This is a genomic window from Devosia ureilytica, from assembly GCF_024273195.1.
In the GTDB taxonomy this organism is placed as follows: Bacteria; Pseudomonadota; Alphaproteobacteria; order Rhizobiales; family Devosiaceae; genus Devosia; species Devosia ureilytica.
In genome coordinates this window covers 403655-424099 of the sequence record NZ_JAMZCU010000001.1, presented here as the reverse complement: position 1 = coordinate 424099, position 20445 = coordinate 403655, and the positions used below count along the sequence as shown (strand labels likewise).

General features: G+C 61.7%; 19 protein-coding genes. 6 read left to right on the top strand and 13 right to left on the bottom strand.

What is annotated here, in order from left to right; translation table 11 throughout:
- Positions 1-68 precede the first annotated feature (68 nt).
- From lpxD to NIM87_RS02075, 4 genes are read left to right on the top strand one after another with little or no spacing between them, the layout of a single operon-like run.
- Positions 69-1097, top strand: coding sequence for a UDP-3-O-(3-hydroxymyristoyl)glucosamine N-acyltransferase (gene lpxD / locus NIM87_RS02090; RefSeq protein ID WP_254672970.1), 1029 nt, complete (start codon positions 69-71; stop codon positions 1095-1097).
- Entirely contained in the window at positions 1094-1567 is a 474-nt protein-coding gene (gene fabZ, locus NIM87_RS02085) for a 3-hydroxyacyl-ACP dehydratase FabZ (RefSeq protein ID WP_254672969.1), read from the top strand. Before lpxD ends, fabZ begins: the two co-directional genes overlap by 4 nt.
- Positions 1564-2373: an acyl-ACP--UDP-N-acetylglucosamine O-acyltransferase gene (gene lpxA / locus NIM87_RS02080; protein WP_254672968.1), complete on the top strand. Its 810-nt coding sequence runs from the start codon at positions 1564-1566 to the stop codon at positions 2371-2373. Before fabZ ends, lpxA begins: the two co-directional genes overlap by 4 nt.
- A gap of 20 nt (positions 2374-2393) precedes the next feature.
- Positions 2394-3533 carry a lipid-A-disaccharide synthase gene (locus NIM87_RS02075; RefSeq protein WP_254672967.1) on the top strand — a complete coding sequence of 380 codons (1140 nt, stop codon included), beginning with the start codon at positions 2394-2396 and terminating at the stop codon, positions 3531-3533.
- On the opposite strand, the gene gltA is transcribed toward NIM87_RS02075, so the two are convergent.
- Complete coding sequence (gene gltA / locus NIM87_RS02070; protein WP_254672966.1) at positions 3518-4798, bottom strand: citrate synthase; 1281 nt, start codon at positions 4796-4798, stop codon at positions 3518-3520. The genes NIM87_RS02075 and gltA overlap by 16 nt on opposite strands.
- A gap of 183 nt (positions 4799-4981) precedes the next feature.
- Positions 4982-6397 carry a glutamate--tRNA ligase gene (gene gltX, locus NIM87_RS02065; RefSeq protein ID WP_254672965.1) on the bottom strand — a complete coding sequence of 472 codons (1416 nt, stop codon included), beginning with the start codon at positions 6395-6397 and terminating at the stop codon, positions 4982-4984.
- A 74-nt stretch (positions 6398-6471) separates the two neighbouring features.
- On the opposite strand from gltX, the gene NIM87_RS02060 reads away from it, so the two are divergent.
- Positions 6472-8619, top strand: a complete 2148-nt coding sequence (locus NIM87_RS02060; protein WP_254672964.1) for a ComEC/Rec2 family competence protein — start codon at positions 6472-6474, stop codon at positions 8617-8619.
- Here NIM87_RS02060 and NIM87_RS02055 read toward each other — a convergent pair.
- From NIM87_RS02055 to NIM87_RS02040, 4 genes are read right to left on the bottom strand one after another with little or no spacing between them, the layout of a single operon-like run.
- The gene (locus NIM87_RS02055; protein WP_254672963.1) at positions 8588-10546 is read right to left on the bottom strand and encodes a beta-galactosidase; all 1959 of its coding nucleotides are present in this window, start codon (positions 10544-10546) and stop codon (positions 8588-8590) included. The two genes, NIM87_RS02060 and NIM87_RS02055, sit on opposite strands and share 32 nt — an antisense overlap.
- Positions 10547-10554: 8 nt before the next feature.
- Positions 10555-11430, bottom strand: a complete 876-nt coding sequence (locus NIM87_RS02050) for an SMP-30/gluconolactonase/LRE family protein (RefSeq protein WP_254672962.1) — start codon at positions 11428-11430, stop codon at positions 10555-10557.
- Positions 11427-12038, bottom strand: coding sequence for a 2-dehydro-3-deoxy-6-phosphogalactonate aldolase (locus NIM87_RS02045; RefSeq protein WP_254672961.1), 612 nt, complete (start codon positions 12036-12038; stop codon positions 11427-11429). Before NIM87_RS02045 ends, NIM87_RS02050 begins: the two co-directional genes overlap by 4 nt.
- A gap of 11 nt (positions 12039-12049) precedes the next feature.
- Positions 12050-12967: a 2-dehydro-3-deoxygalactonokinase gene (locus NIM87_RS02040; RefSeq protein WP_254672960.1), complete on the bottom strand. Its 918-nt coding sequence runs from the start codon at positions 12965-12967 to the stop codon at positions 12050-12052.
- Positions 12968-13259: 292 nt separating this feature from the next.
- Between NIM87_RS02040 and NIM87_RS02035 the strand changes: the two genes are divergently transcribed.
- On the top strand, positions 13260-15068 hold the full coding sequence (locus tag NIM87_RS02035) for an IlvD/Edd family dehydratase (protein WP_254672959.1): 1809 nt from the start codon (positions 13260-13262) through the stop codon (positions 15066-15068).
- A 51-nt stretch (positions 15069-15119) separates the two neighbouring features.
- On the opposite strand, the gene NIM87_RS02030 is transcribed toward NIM87_RS02035, so the two are convergent.
- From NIM87_RS02030 to NIM87_RS02000, 7 genes are all read right to left on the bottom strand, one after another.
- Entirely contained in the window at positions 15120-15497 is a 378-nt protein-coding gene (locus tag NIM87_RS02030; RefSeq protein ID WP_254672958.1) for a YybH family protein, read from the bottom strand.
- A 1-nt stretch (position 15498) separates the two neighbouring features.
- Complete coding sequence (gene lexA / locus NIM87_RS02025; protein ID WP_254672957.1) at positions 15499-16212, bottom strand: transcriptional repressor LexA; 714 nt, start codon at positions 16210-16212, stop codon at positions 15499-15501.
- 117 nt (positions 16213-16329) lie between these two features.
- Positions 16330-17532, bottom strand: a complete 1203-nt coding sequence (locus NIM87_RS02020) for a molybdopterin molybdotransferase MoeA (protein ID WP_254672956.1) — start codon at positions 17530-17532, stop codon at positions 16330-16332.
- Positions 17529-18011, bottom strand: a complete 483-nt coding sequence (gene moaC, locus NIM87_RS02015) for a cyclic pyranopterin monophosphate synthase MoaC (RefSeq protein WP_254672955.1) — start codon at positions 18009-18011, stop codon at positions 17529-17531. Before moaC ends, NIM87_RS02020 begins: the two co-directional genes overlap by 4 nt.
- Positions 18011-18823: an indole-3-glycerol phosphate synthase TrpC gene (trpC, locus tag NIM87_RS02010; RefSeq protein WP_254672954.1), complete on the bottom strand. Its 813-nt coding sequence runs from the start codon at positions 18821-18823 to the stop codon at positions 18011-18013. Before trpC ends, moaC begins: the two co-directional genes overlap by 1 nt.
- On the bottom strand, positions 18820-19842 hold the full coding sequence (gene trpD, locus NIM87_RS02005) for an anthranilate phosphoribosyltransferase (RefSeq protein ID WP_254672953.1): 1023 nt from the start codon (positions 19840-19842) through the stop codon (positions 18820-18822). The genes trpC and trpD overlap by 4 nt, the downstream gene beginning before the upstream one ends.
- Complete coding sequence (locus tag NIM87_RS02000; RefSeq protein WP_254672952.1) at positions 19839-20438, bottom strand: anthranilate synthase component II; 600 nt, start codon at positions 20436-20438, stop codon at positions 19839-19841. The genes trpD and NIM87_RS02000 overlap by 4 nt, the downstream gene beginning before the upstream one ends.
- Positions 20439-20445 lie beyond the last annotated feature (7 nt).

The window sequence follows — 20445 nt, the reverse complement described above, 5'->3', positions numbered from 1 at the left end:
GCAGCGTGAGAAAGTTTTAGAGCCGCGGGGCGGTAGCGCCGCGGCTCTCTCTTTTTTTAAGTGATGTAATGGTCGACACCCGCTTTCACCGCTTCGCCGGCCCGTTCACTTTGAGCGCTTTGCTGGCCCAGATAGGCCGCGCTGATCTGGCACAGAACATATCGGCGGCCGACCACGTGGTGACAGGCGCGTCGGATCTCGATCTGGCCGAGCCGGGCGATTTGGCCCTTGCTGCGCAACCCAGCTATGTCGAGGAATTGCGCCGTACCGCGGCCGGAGTGGTGCTTGTCGCCCCCGCCTTGCGTGACGCCGTCCCGGCTGGCTGCATCGCCATTGCCGTAGACAAGCCACATCATCTGTTCGCTGATCTCTTGGATGCGCTCTATCCAGCCAGCACGCGGTCGGTCATCGCATCGGGTCGCGACGATCTCGGCGCGCCGATCTTTGAACGCGACGTAACACTGGGGACCAATGTGGTCGTCGGCGCCGGCGTCGAGATCGGACGCGGCACCGTCATTGGCGCAAATACCGTCATCGGGGCCGGTGTCACCATTGGCAGGAACTGTACTATCGCTGCCAATTGCACCATCGATTGCGCGCACCTGGGCAATGACGTGGTCATACACTCTGGGGTTCGCATCGGCACGGAAGGCTTTGGCTGGCTCGACTTCGGCCAGTCAAACCGCAAGATTCCCCAGCTTGGTCGAGTGATAGTCCAGGACAAGGTCGAGGTGGGCGCTAATAGCACGATCGACCGGGGCGCTTTGGGCGACACGGTGATCGGTGAAGGGACCAAGATCGATAACTTGGTCCAGATTGGTCACAACTGCCGTATTGGCCGCTATTGCCTGATTGCTTCTATGAGCGGACTGTCCGGCTCGACCATCCTAGGCGATGGCGTATTGCTGGGCGGCGGCGTTGGAACCTCGGGCCACCTGAGCATCGGAGCGGGATCCATGGTTCACGGCCGGGCGGCGGTGACAAAGGACTGGCCTGCCGGTTCCAAACTTGCCGGTGCTCCGGCACAGGATATAAGAGATTTTTGGCGAGAACTCGCCGTCATGCGGAAACTGTCGAAGGGGGAGAAGCGGGGATGAACGATACCACCGCCGTAACCGAGCTCAATGCCATGAGCATTGCTGAAATTCTGGAAGCGCTGCCACACCGCTATCCCTTCCTCATGATTGATCGCATCGTCGACATCAATGGCGATGAATCGGCTGTCGGCATCAAGAACGTCACGTTCAATGAGCCGATCTTCCTCGGCCATTTTCCGGGCAATCCGATCTTCCCCGGTGTGCTGATCATCGAGGGCATGGCGCAGACCGCTGGTGCCATCGTCATCAAGCACGATTCAACCGGTGGTCAGAAGAACATCGTCCTGATGCTGGGCGTCGACAATGCGCGCTTCCGCAAGCCTGCCGGGCCCGGCGACACCATTGAATTCCACATCTCCAAGATGCACCGCCGCCGCAATGTTGGCCGTTACGAAGCCAAGGCCAAGGTCAACGGTGTGATCATCGCCGAAGCCGAAATCACCGCAATGATTGTCGGCGTGCCCTCGTGAGCGCACCGCTCGTTCACTCGACTGCCATCATCGCAGACGGTGCCAGGCTCGGATCCGGCGTTCGCGTCGGGCCCTACAGCATCGTTGGTGCCCGGGTGGTCCTCGGTGACAATGTCGAGCTGGTTTCCCACGTCGTCGTGGAAGGCAATACGAGCATTGGCGCTGGCACGCGCATCTTTCCGTTCGCCTCTGTCGGACATCAGCCGCAGGATCTCAAGTTTCATGGCGAGGACTCTCGTCTCGAGATCGGCGAAAATTGCACGATCCGCGAATCGGTCACCATCAATCCCGGCACCGAGGGCGGGGGCATGGTCACCCGGATTGGAGACAATTGCCTGATGATGGCCAATGCCCACGTCGCCCATGATGCCATCGTCGGCAACAATGTCGTCATGGCCAATTATGTCGGCATTGCCGGTCATGTGCATGTCGGCGACAACGTCATCTTCGGCGGCACCTGCGTCATCCATCAGTTCACCCGCATCGGTGCCCACGCCTTCATCGGTGCCCAGTCCATGGTCGATGGCGACGTCATCCCCTATGGCATGGCCCTGGGTAATCGCGCGACGCTGACAGGCCTGAACCTCGTCGGCCTCAAGCGCCGCAAATTCGACCGTGAAGCCATCCATCGCCTTCGCGCTGCCTATCGCCAGATTTTTGCCAGCGAGGGCACCTTGCGCGAGCGGGTGGAAGACGCTGCCGAATTGTTCCGTGACGATGAGCTGGTGCAAGACGTTGTGGCCTTTATCGCCGATGCCAAGGATCGCCCGATTCTCCTGCCGCGCAACGGCCACGAGACCGAATAGCATCGGCGCCGGAGATGGCCATGAGTGACCCGCTGCGCCTGTTCATTCTGGCCGGCGAGCCATCCGGTGATCGCATTGCCGCCGATCTGGTCGCGCGCCTTCGGCAACGGGTTACGCTGTCGCTATCGGGTGTTGGCGGCGATGAATTGGCCGGCCAAGGGATTCAATCCCTCTTTCCCATGTCTGATCTCGCTGTCATGGGCATCACCGATGTGCTGCTCAATCTCCCCAAGCTGCTCTGGCGGCTGGAGCAGACAGCGCGGGCAATCCTGGCCGAGCGTCCCGATGTGGTCGTTCTCGTCGATGCCCAGGACTTTTCGCGCCTGTTGGCCGCAAAGCTGAGAAAGCGCGGTTTTTCCGGCACGCTGATTCTCTACGTCGCCCCCTCGGTTTGGGCCAGAAATCCCGAGCGCGCAGCCAAGTTGAAGCCTCTGTTTGACGCCGTCCTGGCCGTCTTGCCGTTCGAGCCCGCGGCCATGGATCGGCTCGACGGTCCGGCCACGACTTACGTCGGCCATCCCGCGCTTGCCGAGGGTCTGCCCGCGCGGCAGACGCCCGACCGGGGGGCGCTGGTGCTGTTGCCGGGCAGCCGGGAAGGGGAGTTGCGGCGGCACCTGCCGGTTCTCGCCGCCATGGTTGGCGATCTCGCCGGGCGCGACGAAATCACCGAATTCGTCATCCCGACCTTGCCGCGCCTGCGCGAGCGATTGTCCGCGGAAACCCGCAATTGGCCGGTCCCGGTTCGACTCGTGGACAATCGGGGTGCCCGGCGCGAACTCTATGCGTCCGCAATCGCGGCTGTCTGCGTCTCCGGCACCGTGACCCTTGAACTGGCCCTGGCGCGCGTCCCCATGGCCGTGATCTATGCCCTCGACGGCCATCAGGCGCGTGTATTCGATAAGCTTGGCCGCCCTCAGGTTTCGTTGCCCAATATTATTCTTGATCGCCCCGTCGTCCCCGAGATGGTATCAGCGCCGCTGACAGCAGATCAGGTGTCTCCGATTGTCGCAGGGCTTCTGGCCGACAAAAAAGCCCGCCAGGACCAGATTGCGGCCTTTGGCGAGCTTTATGCTTTGATGGAGGCGGGCATGCCGCCGTATCAGCGACAGGACCCGGCGGAGCAGGTCCTGTCAATCTGGCGCAATCAACCGGCGTCGTAGTCGCGAGCCACCGCGCCGTTGTAGAGCTGGCGCGGACGGCCGATCTTCTTTTGCGGGTCGCCGATCATTTCCTTCCACTGGCTGATCCAGCCAACGGTGCGGGCCACAGCAAACAGGACCGTGAACATCGAGGTCGGGAAGCCGATCGCATCGAGGATCACGCCCGAGTAGAAATCGACGTTCGGATACAGCTTGCGGTCGATGAAGTACTGGTCTTCGAGCGCGATGCGTTCGAGTTCCTGGGCGACCTGCAGCGTCGGGTTGTTGCCGACGCCCAGAATCTCCAGCACTTCCTTGGCCGTGGCCTGCATGACCTTGGCGCGCGGATCGAAGTTCTTGTAAACGCGGTGGCCAAAGCCCATCAGGCGGAACGGATCGTTCTTGTCCTTGGCGCGGGCGATGAATTCGGGAATGCGGTCAACCGTGCCAATTTCGCGCAGCATGTTGAGGCAAGCCTCGTTGGCGCCGCCATGAGCGGGACCCCAGAGGCACGCGACGCCGGCGGCTATACAAGCGAACGGATTGGCGTCTGACGAACCCGAAAGGCGTACAGTCGAGGTCGAGGCATTCTGCTCGTGGTCGGCATGAAGCGTGAAGATCAGGTCCATGGCCCGGGCGATCTTGGGATCGACCTTGTATTCCTCGGCCGGAACCGAGAAGCACATGTGCAGGAAGTTCGACGCATAATCGAGGTCGTTGCGCGGATAAACGAAGGGCTGGCCTACCGAATATTTATACGCCATCGCCGCAATGGTCGGCATCTTGGCGATCATGCGGATCGAGGCAATCTCGCGCTGCTGCGGATCATTGACGTCGGTCGAGTCATGGTAGAACGCCGCCATTGCGCCAACCACGCCGGTCATGATGGCCATGGGGTGCGCGTCGCGACGGAAGCCGCGATAGAAATAGTGCATCTGCTCATGCACCATGGTGTGGCGCGTCACCAGCTGCTCGAAGTCCTTGAACTGGGCCTTGGTCGGCAGCTCGCCATAGAGCAGCAGATAGCAGACTTCGAGGTAGTTGGACTTGTCGGCCAGTTGCTCGATGGGATAGCCGCGATAGAGCAGTTCGCCCTTGTCGCCATCGATGTAGGTGATGGCGCTATCGCAGGCCGCCGTTGATGTGAAACCCGGGTCGTATGTGAACAGTCCCGTCTTGGCATAAAGCGATCGAATATCCATCACATCCGGACCCACCGAACCGCTCAGGATCGGGAATTCGTGGGTCTGGTCTCCGATGACGAGTTTGGCGACTTTATCGGTCATTGAGCTCTCCTCGCTACACCCCTCGCACCCGCAGAAAAGGACAGGAAAAGCGGGCCCGGGGCCGGCGCCTTGAAAGCGCCGATTTTCCCGACGAGAGGTATCAGGTCTTGCCCACGGCAAGCAACCGATAGGTGAGTATGACTTATCTATCTGACACCCGTGTGATGGGGCTCCGGGATGGCATCAGCCGACGGTCTGGTCACCCAGACGCGCCAGGCTTTCTTCACGCCCGATCAGCACCATAACCTCGAAAATCCCCGGAGAAACGGTGCGTCCGGTGAGGGCCGCGCGCAAAGGCTGGGCCAGTTTGCCCAGCTTCAGCCCCTTCTCCTCCGCCAGTGCACGCATGGCCGTGTCGATGGCCGGCACTGACCAATCGGCAAGCCCCCCTAACGTATCGGCAATGCTCTTGAGCACAAGCCGCGCGTCATCGGTCAATAATGCCGCCGCTGCGGCGTCAGGCATGATGGGACGAAGGGCATAGATAAACTGGGCCAAGTCGATCAGTTCGAGCACCGTCTTGGCGCGCGGCTGCAACTCCGGCAGCGCCGCCAACACCGTATTATGATTGGCAAGAAGGCCCTTGGCGTCCTCGTCGCGACCCACTTCCTGGGCCGTGGCGATCATCACCTCATAGAGATAGGCAGGGTCCGCCTCGCGGATATAGTGACCGTTGATGTTCTCGAGTTTGACGAAATCAAACCGCGCCGCGCCCTTGTTGAGGGCTTCAAGGCTGAACCATTCCACCATCTGCTCGGTCGAAAAGATCTCGTCGTCGCCATGGCTCCAGCCCAGCCGCGCCAGATAGTTGCGCAGGGCCTCCGGCAGATAGCCCATCTGCCGATAGGCTTCGACGCCCAGCGCACCATGGCGCTTGCTCAACTTGGCGCCATCCGGGCCATGGATCAGCGGAATATGCGCCATTTCCGGCACCGGCCAGCCCATGGCGTTGTAGATGACAATCTGGCGGGCTGCATTGGTCAGGTGGTCGTCGCCGCGGATGATATGGGTCACGCCCATGTCATGGTCGTCGACCACCACCGCATGCATATAGGTCGGCGTGCCGTCCGAGCGCAGGATGATGAAGTCATCAAGGTTCTCGGTCTTGAACACCACATCGCCCTGCACATGATCATGCACGGTGATTTCGCCGCTCAGGGGCGCCTTGATGCGAATAACCGGCGAAACGCCCTCTGGCGCCTCTGCGGCGTCGCGGTCGCGCCAATAGCCGTTGTAGCGCGGCGGCTTGCCTGCGGCGCGGGCTTCCTCGCGCATCTGGTCCAGCTCCTGCGGCGAGCAATAGCAATAATAGGCGTGACCCATCTTCACCAGTTCATGAGCCACTTCGGCATGGCGCGAGGCGCGTGCGAACTGGCTGATCGGCTCGCCTTCCCAGTCGAGACCGAGCCATTTCAGCCCATCGACCAACGCCGTGACGGCAGCTTCGGTCGAGCGTTCACGGTCAGTATCCTCGATGCGCAGCAGCATCTTCCCACCCTTGTTCTGGGCAAAGGCCCAGCTGAACAGCGCAGTGCGGGCACCGCCGATGTGCAGATAGCCAGTGGGGGAGGGTGCGAAACGGGTGACGACCTGAGACATGGACAACCGGAAAGATTTGAGGATTTGCGGGCCGTGTGTAGCATAGGCAAGCTTGAGCGCAAGGGCGGGGGCGCATGGACGCGGGGCAACAGGCATTGGGGGGCGCGGCCGGGTTCTGGCAACGGTGGCGCACCCGTCAAGTCCAGCCGTCCTGGCCACCGGAGAAAGACCGGCGTGCCGGACGGGCATATCTACGTGACGCCATTGCCAGTGCCATAGAGAAACGGCGTCTCTTTGTCCTTCTGCCCTTCGCCCTGATCGCAGGCCTCGTCTGCTACGCCGCATTGCCAGACGAACCCCCAATCCTCGCTTTTATCGCCAGCGGCATTGGCGTGCTTTCGGCGTTGATGATTGCCATCTGGCAGGGTTCGGTCCCGGGCTTGCGGGCCGGAATCCAGTGCCTTGCCCTCTGGCTCGGCTTCTGTCTCCTCCCGCTCCACGGGCTGGCCTTCGGCACGCCCATGCTCATCTATCCGGCCTATGGCACCTATGACGCCACGGTGGACGAGGTGCTGTCCGCCGACGGCAACCAGCAGCGGCTGATCGTTTCCAACATTGCCGCCACGGGTGACGCACGTCCGGTGCCGATCCGCCGTGCCCGCCTGCTATTGCCTTCCACCACACCCCTGCAACCCGGCGACAAGCTGCGCGCCAGGCTACGCCTTGCACCCATACCCGGGCCAATTTTGCCCGGCGCGCATGACGGCCAGTTCCATTCCTATTTCATCGGCGTTGGCGCCTATGGCTCGGCCATCGGCGATGTGGAGCAAATCGCCCAGGGCGACAGCTTCAGCCTGGCTCGACTGGTGCAGGGCCTCCGCGACGCCATCGGTAAGCGGATCGATACGGTTCTTTCAGACGATACGGCGGCCATCGGCAAGGCCATGGTGGTCGGCGATCAGAGCGCCATCACCGACGATACCCGTGAAGTTATGGCAGCGTCGGGCCTGGCTCATATCTATTCGATTTCCGGCCTGCACCTGTCCATCGTCGCTGGTGGTCTGTTCTGGCTGCTGCGGCTGGCGCTGGCCTCGGTGCCAGCCCTTGTCGGCTGGCCGGTCAAGCAGATTGCCGCCGTCACCGGCATTGTCGCCGCTTTCCTCTATCTGCTGCTGGCGGGCGGCGTCGACAATGTCCCGGCCTTCCGCTCGACCCTGATGCTTGCCCTGATCTTCGGGGCAGTCCTTGCCGGACGGCAGGCGCTCACCATGCGCAATGTCGCTATCGCCGCCATACTGATCATCCTCATCGACCCCTCCAGCATCTTCCGCCCCAGCTTTCAGCTGTCCTTTGCTGCAGTCGTCGGCCTGATCGGCGTCTATGAGCTCCCAAGGCGCCAGGCCCTGGGGTCGCCGGGACGATTGGCGCGGATTGGCGGGGTCATTGGGGCAACCGCCTGGACCAGCTTCATCGCCGGCCTCGCAACCCTTCTATTCTCCGCCTACCACTTCCAGCAAACCGCGCCGCTGGGGGTCATTGGCAACCTTCTCGCGCTGCCCTTTGTCAGCCTCGTCATCATGCCCTTTGGTGTGCTTTCGGTGCTCAGCATGCCTTTGGGCCTTGAAACCCCGTTCCTTTCGATCATGGGCTGGGGCATCGACCGCATGGTCGACATTGCAGAATTGGTCGCAGGGTGGAGCCAGGGTTGGACTGGAAATCCTCTTCTCGCGACCTGGACCCTTGGCCTGGGGCTCCTCGGTCTCGCCTGGTTCGCATTCATCGACAACCGCTGGCGGCTTGTGGCCCCTATGCTCGCCGCCGGCATCATTTTGCTGCTTGGTTTCGAGCAACGGCCTGATGTGCTTATAGCTGACTCCACCCAGGCCGTTGCCATCCGTGATGGCGAAGGGCTGGCTTTGGGCAGCGGTCGCACCGGCAGCTTTGCGGTGGATGTCTGGAGCCAGCACTTCCAGACCGAGATTGCCGAAGCCCATCCCGGCGCGCGCTGCGATGAGCTGGGCTGCATTGTGACGACACCCGATTTCAGCATCGCCATCGTCCGCAATGCCGCAGCTTTCGCCGAGGATTGTGGCCGCCACAATCTACTGATCGCCCGCATTTATCCGCCAAAACACTGCTTTGCAGACGGACAAGTCATTGGACCGGCCCAATTGGCCAGCGGCGGCGTGCATCGGCTGTCCTGGAACCAAGGGGCAGGGCAGTTTGATATCCGCCCCGCCATCGAAAGTCTCAATCGCCCCTGGCGAGTTTCGCCACGGTGACCCCTGCCGCCGGAATTTCGGCTCCGCCCAGCACATAGCCTACCTCGTCCGCCGCCGGCGCCAATGTGGTGTCCCCCGCGCCGTAGTTCACATAAATGCGGAAGTCGCCGCGCACCCGGCAGCGCACGCCGGCGGGAAGCGTCAAGGTCGGTGTATTAGCCTCGGCAATCAGATAATCGACGACGCGCTGAACCAAAGCCCGATCGCCCGTGGTGGTCAGATAGAACAGCTTTCCCTGCGAGAGCAGCACCGGGACGCCCTCAACGTCCTCCATCACCACCTCTGCGCCGCCTTCGACCTTCTCGCGCCAAAGTCGCGCAGCGCCACCACCCTTGACGGCCACATCGACGCCCGGCGGCAGGCTATCGACCCGCGCCACCTTGGCGTCGAGCAGATTTTGCGGCAGGTCCGGTCCAAGCCGCGCGGGCGTGGCAAAATGCTCGGTCTTCGATCCCGTGCGTGGCCCGACAAGCAAATGCCCTTCAAAACTGGCAACAGCCTCGCGCAGTGCATCGCTCCACGCCAGCAGCGCAGGAATGGCAACAATGTCATATCCGGCAAAGCTCGTGGTCGTTGGTGGCAGTATGTCCACATCAAGCCCATGCTTTCGGAACGCGGAATAAAGCCCGCGCACATGATTGCCATGCTTGAACCCGGCGGCCTGCGGCTGGATTTCCCAGGCCCACTCGCTCTCATAGTCAAAGATAAGCGCGATCTTGCCCTTTGCGGCGGTGCCGCCAAGGCCGACTGAAGCCAGTTCCCGCGCCACCTGGCTGGCTTCACCATAGGCCGGCGCCGGCTCGCTGTCCGGCCGCAACAGCCCCGCGTGCATCTGCTCTTGCGCAAATGGCGCCTGCCGCCAGCGGAAATAGGAAACGACTTCTGCCCCATGGGCAAACGCCTCCCACGCCCAGAGCCGCGCCATGCCCGGCAGCGGATCGGGGTTGGCATTGGCCCAGTTCACTGGCCCCGGCTGCTGCTCCATCACCCACCAGCGGCCATGGCCCACGGTGCGGTAGAGGTCATGGTGGAAGCCCGCATTGTCTGGATCACCTTGGCGGAGATACTGAGCCTTGTGTTCTATGGTCTCGTCGCTCATCGCCAGATGCCCGATGGGGTAGGAATCCCAGCTGGCAATGTCGATGCTTTCGCCCAGGTCGTAATGATCGAACTCGCTGTAGCGGCTCATGAAATTGTGGATCACCGGCAGGTCCGGGCGCTTGGCCTTCAGTATGTCGTACTGCACCCGGTTGAAGGCCGACACCTGATCCGATGAATATCGGCGGAAATCCAGCTCATGCGCGGGCGCCGCGTCGCACACCAACAGGTTCGGCAGTTCGATTTGCTCAAACCGATTATATTCCATCGACCAGAACACATTGCCCCAGGCCGTGTTGAGCGCGCCGATTGTCTCGTACTTTTCCCTGAGCCAAAGCCGGAACCCGTCGAGCGCAGCAGGCGAATATGAGTAGGTCGTGCCGTGGCAGCCATATTCATTGTCCGTTTGCCAGCCGCCCAGTGCCGGATGGCCACTCAACGCCTCCGCCAGAATCTGGGTAATGCGCGCCGCCTCGGCCCGATAGCCCAGGTGCGAAAAGTCATAGTGCCGCCGAGAGCCAAAGCCCTTGCGGCGCCCCTCGATATCGACGGCCAGCATGTCGGGATGCTTGTCGATCATCCAGCGGGGTGGCGTGGCGGTGGGCGTGCCGACAATCACCTTGAGTCCATGCCGCCCGAGCACGTCCATCGACCGGATCATCCAGTCGAGCTGCAGGTCTCCCTCGCTTGGCTCCAGTCGCGACCAGGCGAACTCGCCGATGCGTACAAACCGAATGCCGACCTCGGCCATTCGCGCCGCATCGCTCTCCCAAACGTCCTCGGGCCAGTGTTCAGGATAGTAGCAGACGCCAAGGGTCGGGCTGGTCATGGGAGGTCTCAGAGCTTGATTTTCGCTTCCGGCAGGCCGGCAATGTCGAGGTCGATATAGAACACACCGCCGGCCACCTTTTCGGCCGCAAGTTGCTCCGCTGACAGCGTCTTGTTGGCTGTCGTCAGGAACAGCCGCTTAAGGTCCTTGCCGCCAAAGGCGGGGCAGGTGACCTGGCTGACCGGCACCTCGATGATGCGATCAATGCTGCCATCCGGCGCGTAGCGGATCACGCAAGAGCCGCCCCAGCGGGCGTTCCAGAGAAAGCCCTCGCTGTCGACCACGGCTCCATCAGGATAGCCACGATGCTCCGAAACATCGGCAAACAGCTCCCATTCGCTCACCGGCATGCCGGTTTCGGGATCAGTTTGGCACTTGAGGATCTTCTGCTCGGGCGTGTCGGCCCAGTATGCAGTGCGCCCATCGGGCGAAAAACATGTGGCATTGGGGATTGCCGCATTGGAAATGATCTTGGTCAGGACGCCTTTGCGGTAGTGATAGACTGCGCCGTCCTTGGGTCCCTCGTCCTTGACCATGGTGCCAATCCAGAAAGCGCCCGACGGATGCACGCGGCTGTCATTGGTGCGATTGGCTGGCACGTCTTTCTCGATATCGACGATGTCGGCAATGTCACCCGTGGCCAGGTCGAAGCGCTTGAGGCCTGTCTCGGTGGCAATGGCAAGTGTGTTGTCATCGACAATCGCGGCAGCCGCGACAATCTCGTCGAAATGCCACTGGCTTTGCACATCGCCTTCGGCGCTTGCAGCGAAAAGGGTGCGATTGTTGATATCGAACCAGAACAGCTGCTGCCGTCCCTCGTGCCAAAACGGGCCTTCTCCCAATGCGCACTGGCTGTCGACCAGAAGTTTCGCTGTTTGCGTCATTTCGCCTGTCCCCGATCATAGGCCGCAACCGCGGTGGCCGCCCGTTCTGCCACCTCGGCAACGCCCATGCCGGGCTTGAAAATATAGGTACCCAGCCCGAAACCGGTGCACCCCACGGCGAAGAATTCGTGGAAATTATCGGGGTTAGCCCCGCCCACGGCATAGACCGGCAGGGCAGGCGGCAGCACCGCCTTCATCGCCTTGATCCCCTTTGCGCCCAGCACCTCGGCCGGGAAGAATTTCAACCCCGTCGCGCCGGCGCGGATCGCGGCAAAGGCGTCTGTGGGCGAAAACACCCCGGGATAGGACTTGAGACCCAACCGTACAGTCTCGGCAATCACTTCGGGATTGGTGTCCGGCGAAACAATGAATGTCCCGCCAGCCCCGGCAACAGCACGCACATCCTCCGGCGTCAGCACAGTGCCCGCGCCAATCTCGGCTCGATCCGCGAGAGCAGCTGCGGCTCGCCCGATGCTGTCAACCGCGTTAGGCGAATTGAGCGGCACTTCGATCAGCGTAATGCCAGCTTCGGCCAGGGCGGTGCACACCGGAACGGCTTCCTCAGGCGTGATGCCGCGCAGGATGGCGATGATATGACGATGGGTCACGAGACAAATCCTCAGGCAATCGAGGCGCGGGCGGCCTTGAGGCCCGCCAGCACCACTTCGGTGGAATCAACGACACGACCGGCGGCGCCGGTCATGGCCAGCACCCGCGCATAGAGCGCGCAAAGCGTCGCCGAGCCGATCAGTGGCACGGGATCCGTGCCGATCTGGTTACGGTTAGCGGCAATTTCGGTGCCGATAAGCAGGCCCGAGAGGTACCCGGCGCACCAGTCTGGCGTGCGGCCCGAAAGCAGCGCGCTGGCCCGCACTTCGAACAGTTGTCCGAGCAGTTTTTCCGGTTCATCAAGGCCATCCTGGGCCCCGGCCAGGAACCCGCCGTCCCGCTCCGGCCCATTGACGTCCCCGGCGAGGGAGTGGCGAAGCACGGAATGGGTCTTCAGCAGCTCGAACAATTCGCCCGTCATGGCGGTCGAAAATCCGGCTATCCGCGTGCCCTCAAGGCGCGCCCACTTTGAATGCGTGCCGGGCATGCAGACAAGGCCGGCATAGGTCGGCGCCGTCACAGCAAGGCCCAGGAGCTGCGTTTCTTCCCCACGCATGACATTCTCGCCACCTTCGCGCTGGCAGACGCCGGGCAAAATCGAGACGCGAAGTCGTTCATCCGGCATATTCGGGTGGACCGCGCCCTGGCCAAGCGCAATGAGATCGGTTGGCGCCTCGAGATAAGGCGCTTCGAGCCAGCCCTGCCGGGCCCCAGCCATACCGCAGATGACGACATCCACCGGTTCGTCTGGCAGAGCCAACTGGTTCGCGACCGCCATGAGAGCCGCTGGAAATTCCTGGGGCGCGAGCTTGCCCATGCCCTGGTCGGAGCCGGCTGTGGCAACGACGGCGCCAGCGGGGCCGATGCCCCAGGCGCGAAGATTGGACGTCCCCCAATCCACCGCGATCCATGCAATCTGTTCAGTCAAGGTCGTCCTCGCTCATTCCGGCGTTGTCGCGGCGCGACCCTAAAGCCCTGCCTGCCTACTGACCAGATCGATTCCTCATCTGCTGTTTTCATAGCGCAATGCCGGCGCTCTCACTTGTCCGCGGGTAAGCTCAAACACTTCCTCAGGCAGATTTCCACCAGAGTTCGCACTGACTTGTCCGATTTGTATGATTTTTTGCCATCACCCCATTCACAGCGCCTTGCGTCGTGATAGAACAAGCCCACCAAGGCCCTCACTTCCGCGACCTGGCGGATAAGCAAGGAACAGGCAAATGACTGCAGACAATGGCGGCACCGGCGGCCGCAAGCTTCGCTCGCGCGCGTGGTTCGACAACCCGGACAACCCCGACATGACCGCGCTCTATCTCGAGCGCTACATGAATTTCGGCGTGTCGCGCGAGGAGTTGCAGTCGGGCAAGCCGATTATCGGCATTGCACAGACCGGCTCCGATCTCAGCCCCTGCAATCGCCACCACATCGTGCTGGCCGAACGCGTCCGCGAAGGCATTCGCGAGGCTGGTGGCATCGCCATCGAGTTTCCGGTTCACCCGATCCAGGAAACCGGCAAGCGTCCGACCGCGGGTCTTGACCGTAACCTGGCCTATCTTGGCCTCGTCGAAGTGCTTTATGGCTATCCGCTGGATGGCGTCGTTCTCACCATTGGTTGCGACAAGACCACGCCTGCCATGCTGATGGGCGCTGCCACGGTCAATATTCCCGCCATCGCACTCTCGGTCGGCCCCATGCTCAACGGCTGGCACAAGGGTGAACGTACCGGTTCCGGCACCATCGTCTGGAAAGCCCGCCAATTGCTCGCTGCCGGCGAGATTGACTATCCCAAGTTCATCGAGCTGGTGGCATCCTCGGCGCCTTCGACTGGCTATTGCAACACCATGGGCACCGCCTCGACCATGAATTCGCTGGCTGAGGCTCTGGGTATGCAGTTGCCCGGTTCGGCCGCCATTCCCGCGCCCTATCGTGACCGTCAGGAAATGGCCTATCGCACCGGCAAGCGCGCCGTTGAAATGGTGCACGAGGATCTCAAGCCTTCGGACATCCTGACCAAGGAAAATTTCCTCAACGCCATTGTCGTCAATTCTGCCATTGGCGGCTCGACCAATGCGCCGATCCACATCAACGCCATTGCCCGCCATATTGGCGTCGATCTCCACATCGACGAGTGGCAGGAGCACGGCCAGAAAGTGCCACTGCTGGTCAATCTGCAGCCGGCCGGAGAATATCTGGGCGAGGATTATTACCACGCTGGCGGCGTTCCCGCGGTGGTCAACGAGCTCATGGCCCAAGGCCTGATTCACGAAGGCGCACCGACCGTCAATGGCAAGACCATTGGCGAGAACTGCCGCACGACGGTCATCGAAGACGACAAGGTCATTCGGCACTTCGACAACCCGCTCAAGGCAGAGGCCGGCTTCCTGGTGCTGCGCGGCAATATGTTCGACAACGCCATCATGAAGACCAGCGTCATCTCGGCCGAATTCCGTGATCGTTACCTGTCCGATCCGGCTCATCCCGGCATGTTCGAAGGCAAGGCCGTGGTCTTTGATGGTCCCGAAGACTATCACCACCGCATCGATGATCCGTCGCTGAACATTGACGAACACACGCTGCTGTTCATGCGCGGCGCCGGTCCAATCGGCTATCCCGGTGCAGCCGAGGTCGTCAACATGCGGCCACCTGATTACCTCATCAAGAAGGGCATCCATTCGCTGGCCTGTATCGGTGACGGTCGTCAGTCGGGCACCTCAGGCTCGCCCTCCATCCTCAATGCTTCGCCCGAAGCCGCTGCCGGCGGTAACCTGGCCATTCTCAGGACGGGCGACCGCGTGCGCATCGACCTGAACAAGGGCGAGGCAGATATCCTGATTTCTGTCGAAGAAATCGCCACCCGCCGCGCGGCGCTGGAAGCTGAAGGGGGCTACAAGTATCCCAAGCACCAGACGCCCTGGCAGGAAATCCAGCGCGGTATTGTCGACCAGCTCGGCGATGGCGCCGTCCTGCGACCGGCTGTCAAATACCAGCGCATCGCCCAGACCGAAGGCGTGCCGCGCGATAATCACTGACGCGCTGCGGCCTGGACCAAAACGAAAGGCCCGCCAAACCGGCGGGCCTTTTCATTTGGGATCGGCGCTGAGGTGCTCATGGATAATCACCCAGCCGGCCGTCTCTCGGCGCAATACGGTCGTGCCACGTCCACCGCCATCAGCCGGTGCTCCCCCTACGATTCCCTGCCAACGAAACCGATAGATGCAGCAAGCGCAAGACCCATCGTCGGACAGCCAATTCATATCCTCGAGCCAGTAGCGCTCGTCATCGATCCCTGACCATGTGGTCTCAAATGCCAGCCGGGCAGCAGCGATGCCACGGTGCGACCCGGAATTGAACCAGAAAACCACGTCATCGGATAACACCTGCAACAAAGCGTCAAACAGATGCTGATTGATCACCTCGCTGTAGAAGCGCATCGCCGCCTGTGGGGAGGCGAAACCCATCTCAATATTTGCGCAGCAATCCCACCAATCGCCCCTGCACCTTCACCCGGTCGGGCGGGAAAATGCGGGTTTCGTAGGCCGGGTTGGCAGCCTCAAGCGCCACTGTGTCGCCCTTGCGGCGGAGGCGCTTGAGCGTGGCTTCCTCGTCATCCACCAGGGCGACGATAATCTCCCCGGTCGAGGCGTGTTCCTGCTTCTTGATGAGCACGGTGTCACCGTCGAAAATGCCGGCCTCGATCATCGAGTCACCGCGCACTTCCAGCGCATAATGCTCACCGGCGCCCAACATTTCGGGCGGCACAGCAATGGTGTGGGAATGAGTCTGGATGGCCTCGATGGGCGTGCCGGCCGCAATGCGGCCCATGACCGGGACCGAGACGGGACGTGCATAGTCGTCGCCGCCAATGTTCCGCGATGGCGGGGAGGCAACCTTGCCCAGATTGCCCTCGATGACCGAAGGTTCGAACCGCGCCTTGCGACCGCCCAGTGATGGATTCATCGAGTCGGGCAGTTTCACCACTTCGAGCGCGCGCGCTCGGTTGGGCAGGCGGCGGATAAACCCGCGCTCTTCCAGAGCCGTGATCAGCCGGTGAATGCCCGATTTGGACGCGAGATCAAGGGCATCCTTCATTTCATCGAAGGACGGGGGGATACCGCTCTCTTTCATCCTTTCGTGGATGAACATCAGCAGCTCGTGTTGTTTGCGTGTCAGCATTGGCCCCTAACCCCAGAATCGGAACATAGACGGAACGACCATACATGTTCCATTTATGTTCTGCAACTCTTCACCGGGGCCGATCGGACCTTCGGGCATGGCTGAGTGCAGGGGGCCTCAGAATTCGTCGATGGGTAGCGCCTCGACGACTGAACCCTCTTTTTGCCCTGGATCATGCTCTGGCTGCATGATCAGCATATCGGCATTGGCAAGGGACGACGTATGCCCACTGTCCGTCTGGCTGATCGGGAGCAATCGTGGTCCGGCCGACCCATGCAACAGTTGCGCCCGCATGAAATGCCGGCGCGCACTATTGGGCGGCGTCTCGCCAGCCAGTGGCAGCCGCCAGCGATCGGGCGCGGCATATCCGAGCCAGGCGCGCAGCGCCGGTTTGATGAACACCATGGCCGTAACCATGGCAGAAACCGGATTTCCAGGCAGCCCAAATACCAGCGTGCGTCCACGGGTCCCGAACATTAGCGGCTTGCCGGGACGCATATTGATGCGCCAGAAATCCAGCGATACCCCGAGTTCCTTGAGCACATCCTGGACCAGATCGTGCTCGCCCACCGAGGCGCCGCCAGTGGTCACCAACACATCAGGCTCGGCGGCAAAGGCATCGGCCAACCGGCTTCGGAGCGCATCGATATCATCCCCGACGATGCCATGATCCTCAATGGTCTGGGCATAAGGCGCCAGCATCGCCGCAAGGCCAAAACTATTGGATGCCACGATCTGATCGGGTCCCAGTGGCGTGCCAGGAGCAACCAATTCATCCCCGGTCGCCATCAAATGAATATGCGGCCGGCGCGCGACCGAAAGTGTCGCCGCATTGGCTGCAGCCGCCACGGAGATCTGCATCGGCGTCAGGCGGGTACCCCTGGGCACCAGCATCTGTCCCGTTGCGAAATCATTGCCCTTGGGACGAACACTGTGGCCGAACCGGGCAGGGACGATGAAGCGCACATTGTCGCCCTCCCGAACCGCCTCTTCCTGCATGATGACTGTGTCGGCCCCGAAGGGAACCGGTGCGCCGGTAAAAATGCGAACGGCCTCGCCCTCGGCAACGGAGCCAGAAAAGGCGACGCCCGCTTGCGAAGTCCCAACCACCTTGAGCCAGACGCCCTCGCCAACATCGGCCGCCCGCATGGCGTAGCCATCCATGGCGCTGGCATCAAACGGCGGTTGATCGTGACTGGCGATCAAAGGCTCCGCCAGCACGCGTCCAAGAGCGTCGCTTAGAGACACCGCCTCAGACGTAACCGCCGGGACGCGAGCAAGAATGGCGCCGAGAGCCTCGTCGACTGGCAACAGGCTCATGATGCACGTTGGAAATCGCCCGACTTGCCGCCGGATTTTTCCACGAGGCACAAATCGGAAATCACCATGGCCCGGTCGATGGCCTTGGCCATATCGTATAGCGTCAGCGCTGCGGTCGAAGCAGCAACCAGCGCCTCCATTTCCACCCCGGTCTGCCCGGTTGTCTCAGCCGCCGCCACAATGACAATTGAGGCGTCGCCGTCGCCTTCAATGTCAACGCTGACCTTGGTCAACGGGATCGGATGACAGAGCGGGATCAGCTCCGAAGTCTTCTTGGCCGCCATGATCCCGGCTACGCGGGCCACTGCAAGGGCATCACCCTTCCTGAGACCGCCACCCAGAATGGTGGCTATGGTGGCGGCCTCGCCGCTCAACCGCGCCCGTGCAATCGCACGACGACGCGTAACAGCCTTGTCACCAATATCAACAATATGGGCCTCGCCCTTCTCGTTAAGATGGGTCAGGCCGGCGGTATTCATCAGCGTACCGTTTCCGCTGCGCCCATCAGCAGGCTGCGCGTCGCGGCGACCACATCGTCCTGCCGCATCAGGCTTTCGCCGACGAGGAAGGTGCCAACATTGCAGCGCTCTTCGAGCATTTTGACATGCTCATGGGTAACAATGCCGCTCTCGCTGACCAGCAAGACATCGTCCGGCACGCCGACTGCCAGCGTCACCGTCGTCTCGAGCGTGGTTTCGAACGTGCGCAGATTGCGATTATTAACGCCGATGAACTTGGCATCGAGCGCCAGGGCGCGGTCCAGTTCGGACTGGTCATGCACTTCCACCAGCGCGTCCATGCCCCATTCCTCGGCGGCGTCCAGCAGATAGCGCGCCACATCGTCGCCAACGGCAGCAAGGATGATAAGGATACAATCGGCACCCCAGGAACGGGCTTCGGCGACCTGATAGGTCTCGAACAGGAAGTCCTTGCGCAGTACCGGCAGCTTGGTGGCAGCACGGGCCTCGATCAAATAGCTGGGCGACCCCTGAAAACTCGGTCGGTCCGTCAGCACCGAAAGACAGGCGGCGCCGGCCAGTTCATAGGCGCGTGCAATTTCCGTCGGGTGGAAATCCTGTCGGATCAGCCCCTTTGAAGGGCTGGCCTTCTTAACCTCGGCAATCAGTGCATAGTTACCATTTTGCCGCTTGGCCTTAATGGCCTTGATGAATCCTCGCGGTGGCGGCTGGTCATGTGCCTCTGCCACCACTTCCGCCCAAGGGCGCATGCTCTTGGCCGCAGCAATCTCTTCGCGCTTATAGGCCTCGATCTGCTTTAGAAAGTCGCTCATGAAGTCTGTCCGTTCGATACGGCAACGAGGCGGGCGAGAGTGTCCTTTGCCTTGCCGCTGTCAATGGTCTGGCGGGCCAGGGCAATCCCGTCCTCTATGGTTTCAACCCGGTCGGCGACCAGCAGGGCTGCGCCCGCGTTGAGCAGCACGGTATCGCGATAAGCGCCCGGTGCTCCATCAAAAAGCGCGACAATCGCCGCTGCATTTTCCGAGGGCTCGCCGCCCAGAAGGTCCTTGGGATCGGTCAGCTTGAGACCGACTTTTTCGGGATGAAGCTCGAAGCTTCGCAGATCGCCGTTGGCGATCTGGGCCACGAAATTCGGGCCGGAGGTCGACAATTCGTCCAGACCCTCGCTCGAGTGCACGACCCAGGCCTTGATCGCCCGGTTGGCGAGTAGCGCCGCAGCCACTGGCTCCACCCATTGCTGGGAATAGACGCCAAGCAGATACCGGCGCACGCCTGCGGGGTTGGACTGAGGACCAAGCAGGTTGAACAACGTCCGTACCCCCATTTCCGCGCGGGCAGGGCCCACATGGCGCATGGCCGGGTGGTGATGCGGGGCGAACATGAAGCCGATATTGGCCTCGGCAATGGTCCTGCCGATCTGCTCTGGCGTCAGGTCAAGCTTGACGCCCAGCGCCTCAAGCGCCTGCGACGAGCCTGAACGCGACGACAGGGCCTTGTTTCCATGCTTAGCCACCGGCACGCCGGCAGCGGCAACCACGAGGGCCGTTGCTGTCGAAATGTTGAGGCTGCCCACGCCGTCACCGCCGGTGCCGACAATGTCGATGGCGTTTTCGGGGGCAGATACGGGCACCATTTGCTCGCGCAGAATGGATACGGCAGCCGCGATCTCGCCGACTGTCTCGCCTTTGATCCGCATGCCCATGAGGAACGCGCCGATTTGGGCCTGCGTAGCCTCGCCTGCCATGATCACACGCATGGCGCCGCGCATTTCTTCACCGGTCAGGTCCATGCCTTCGGCGATTTTGTGAAGGGCGGTCTTGAGGTCCATCACGCAGCCTTCGTCCCGTTGAAGTCACGGGCGATATTGAGGAAATTCTGCAAAAGCGCATGGCCGTTTTCGGATGCGATGCTCTCGGGGTGAAATTGCACCCCATGGAGCGGCAGGCTCCTGTGTTGCATCCCCATGATCAGGCCATCATCGGTTGTCGCCGTCACCTCGAGCACATTGGGCAGGCTGTCCGCTTTGACGATCAGGGAGTGATACCGGGTGGCCTCGAAATTGTTGTTGAGTCCACGGAAAATGCCCTTGCCCGTATGATTGATCTTGCTGGTCTTGCCATGAAACAGGTTCGGCGCGCGCACCACATCGCCCCCCAGAGCCTGGCCCATGGCCTGGTGCCCAAGGCATACGCCCAGCATGGGGATCGAGTCTTTGAACCGGTCGATGACCGCAAGGCAAATCCCCGCCTCATTGGGCGTGCAAGGGCCCGGAGAGAGCACTATCGCCTCAGGTGCCATGGCGGCGATCTCTTCAAGCGTAATCTTGTCGTTACGCTTCACGGTGATGTCGGCGCCCAGTTCACCCAGGAAATGGACAAGATTGTAGGTGAAGCTGTCGTAGTTATCGATGACGAGGGTCTTGGTCATTGGCCTG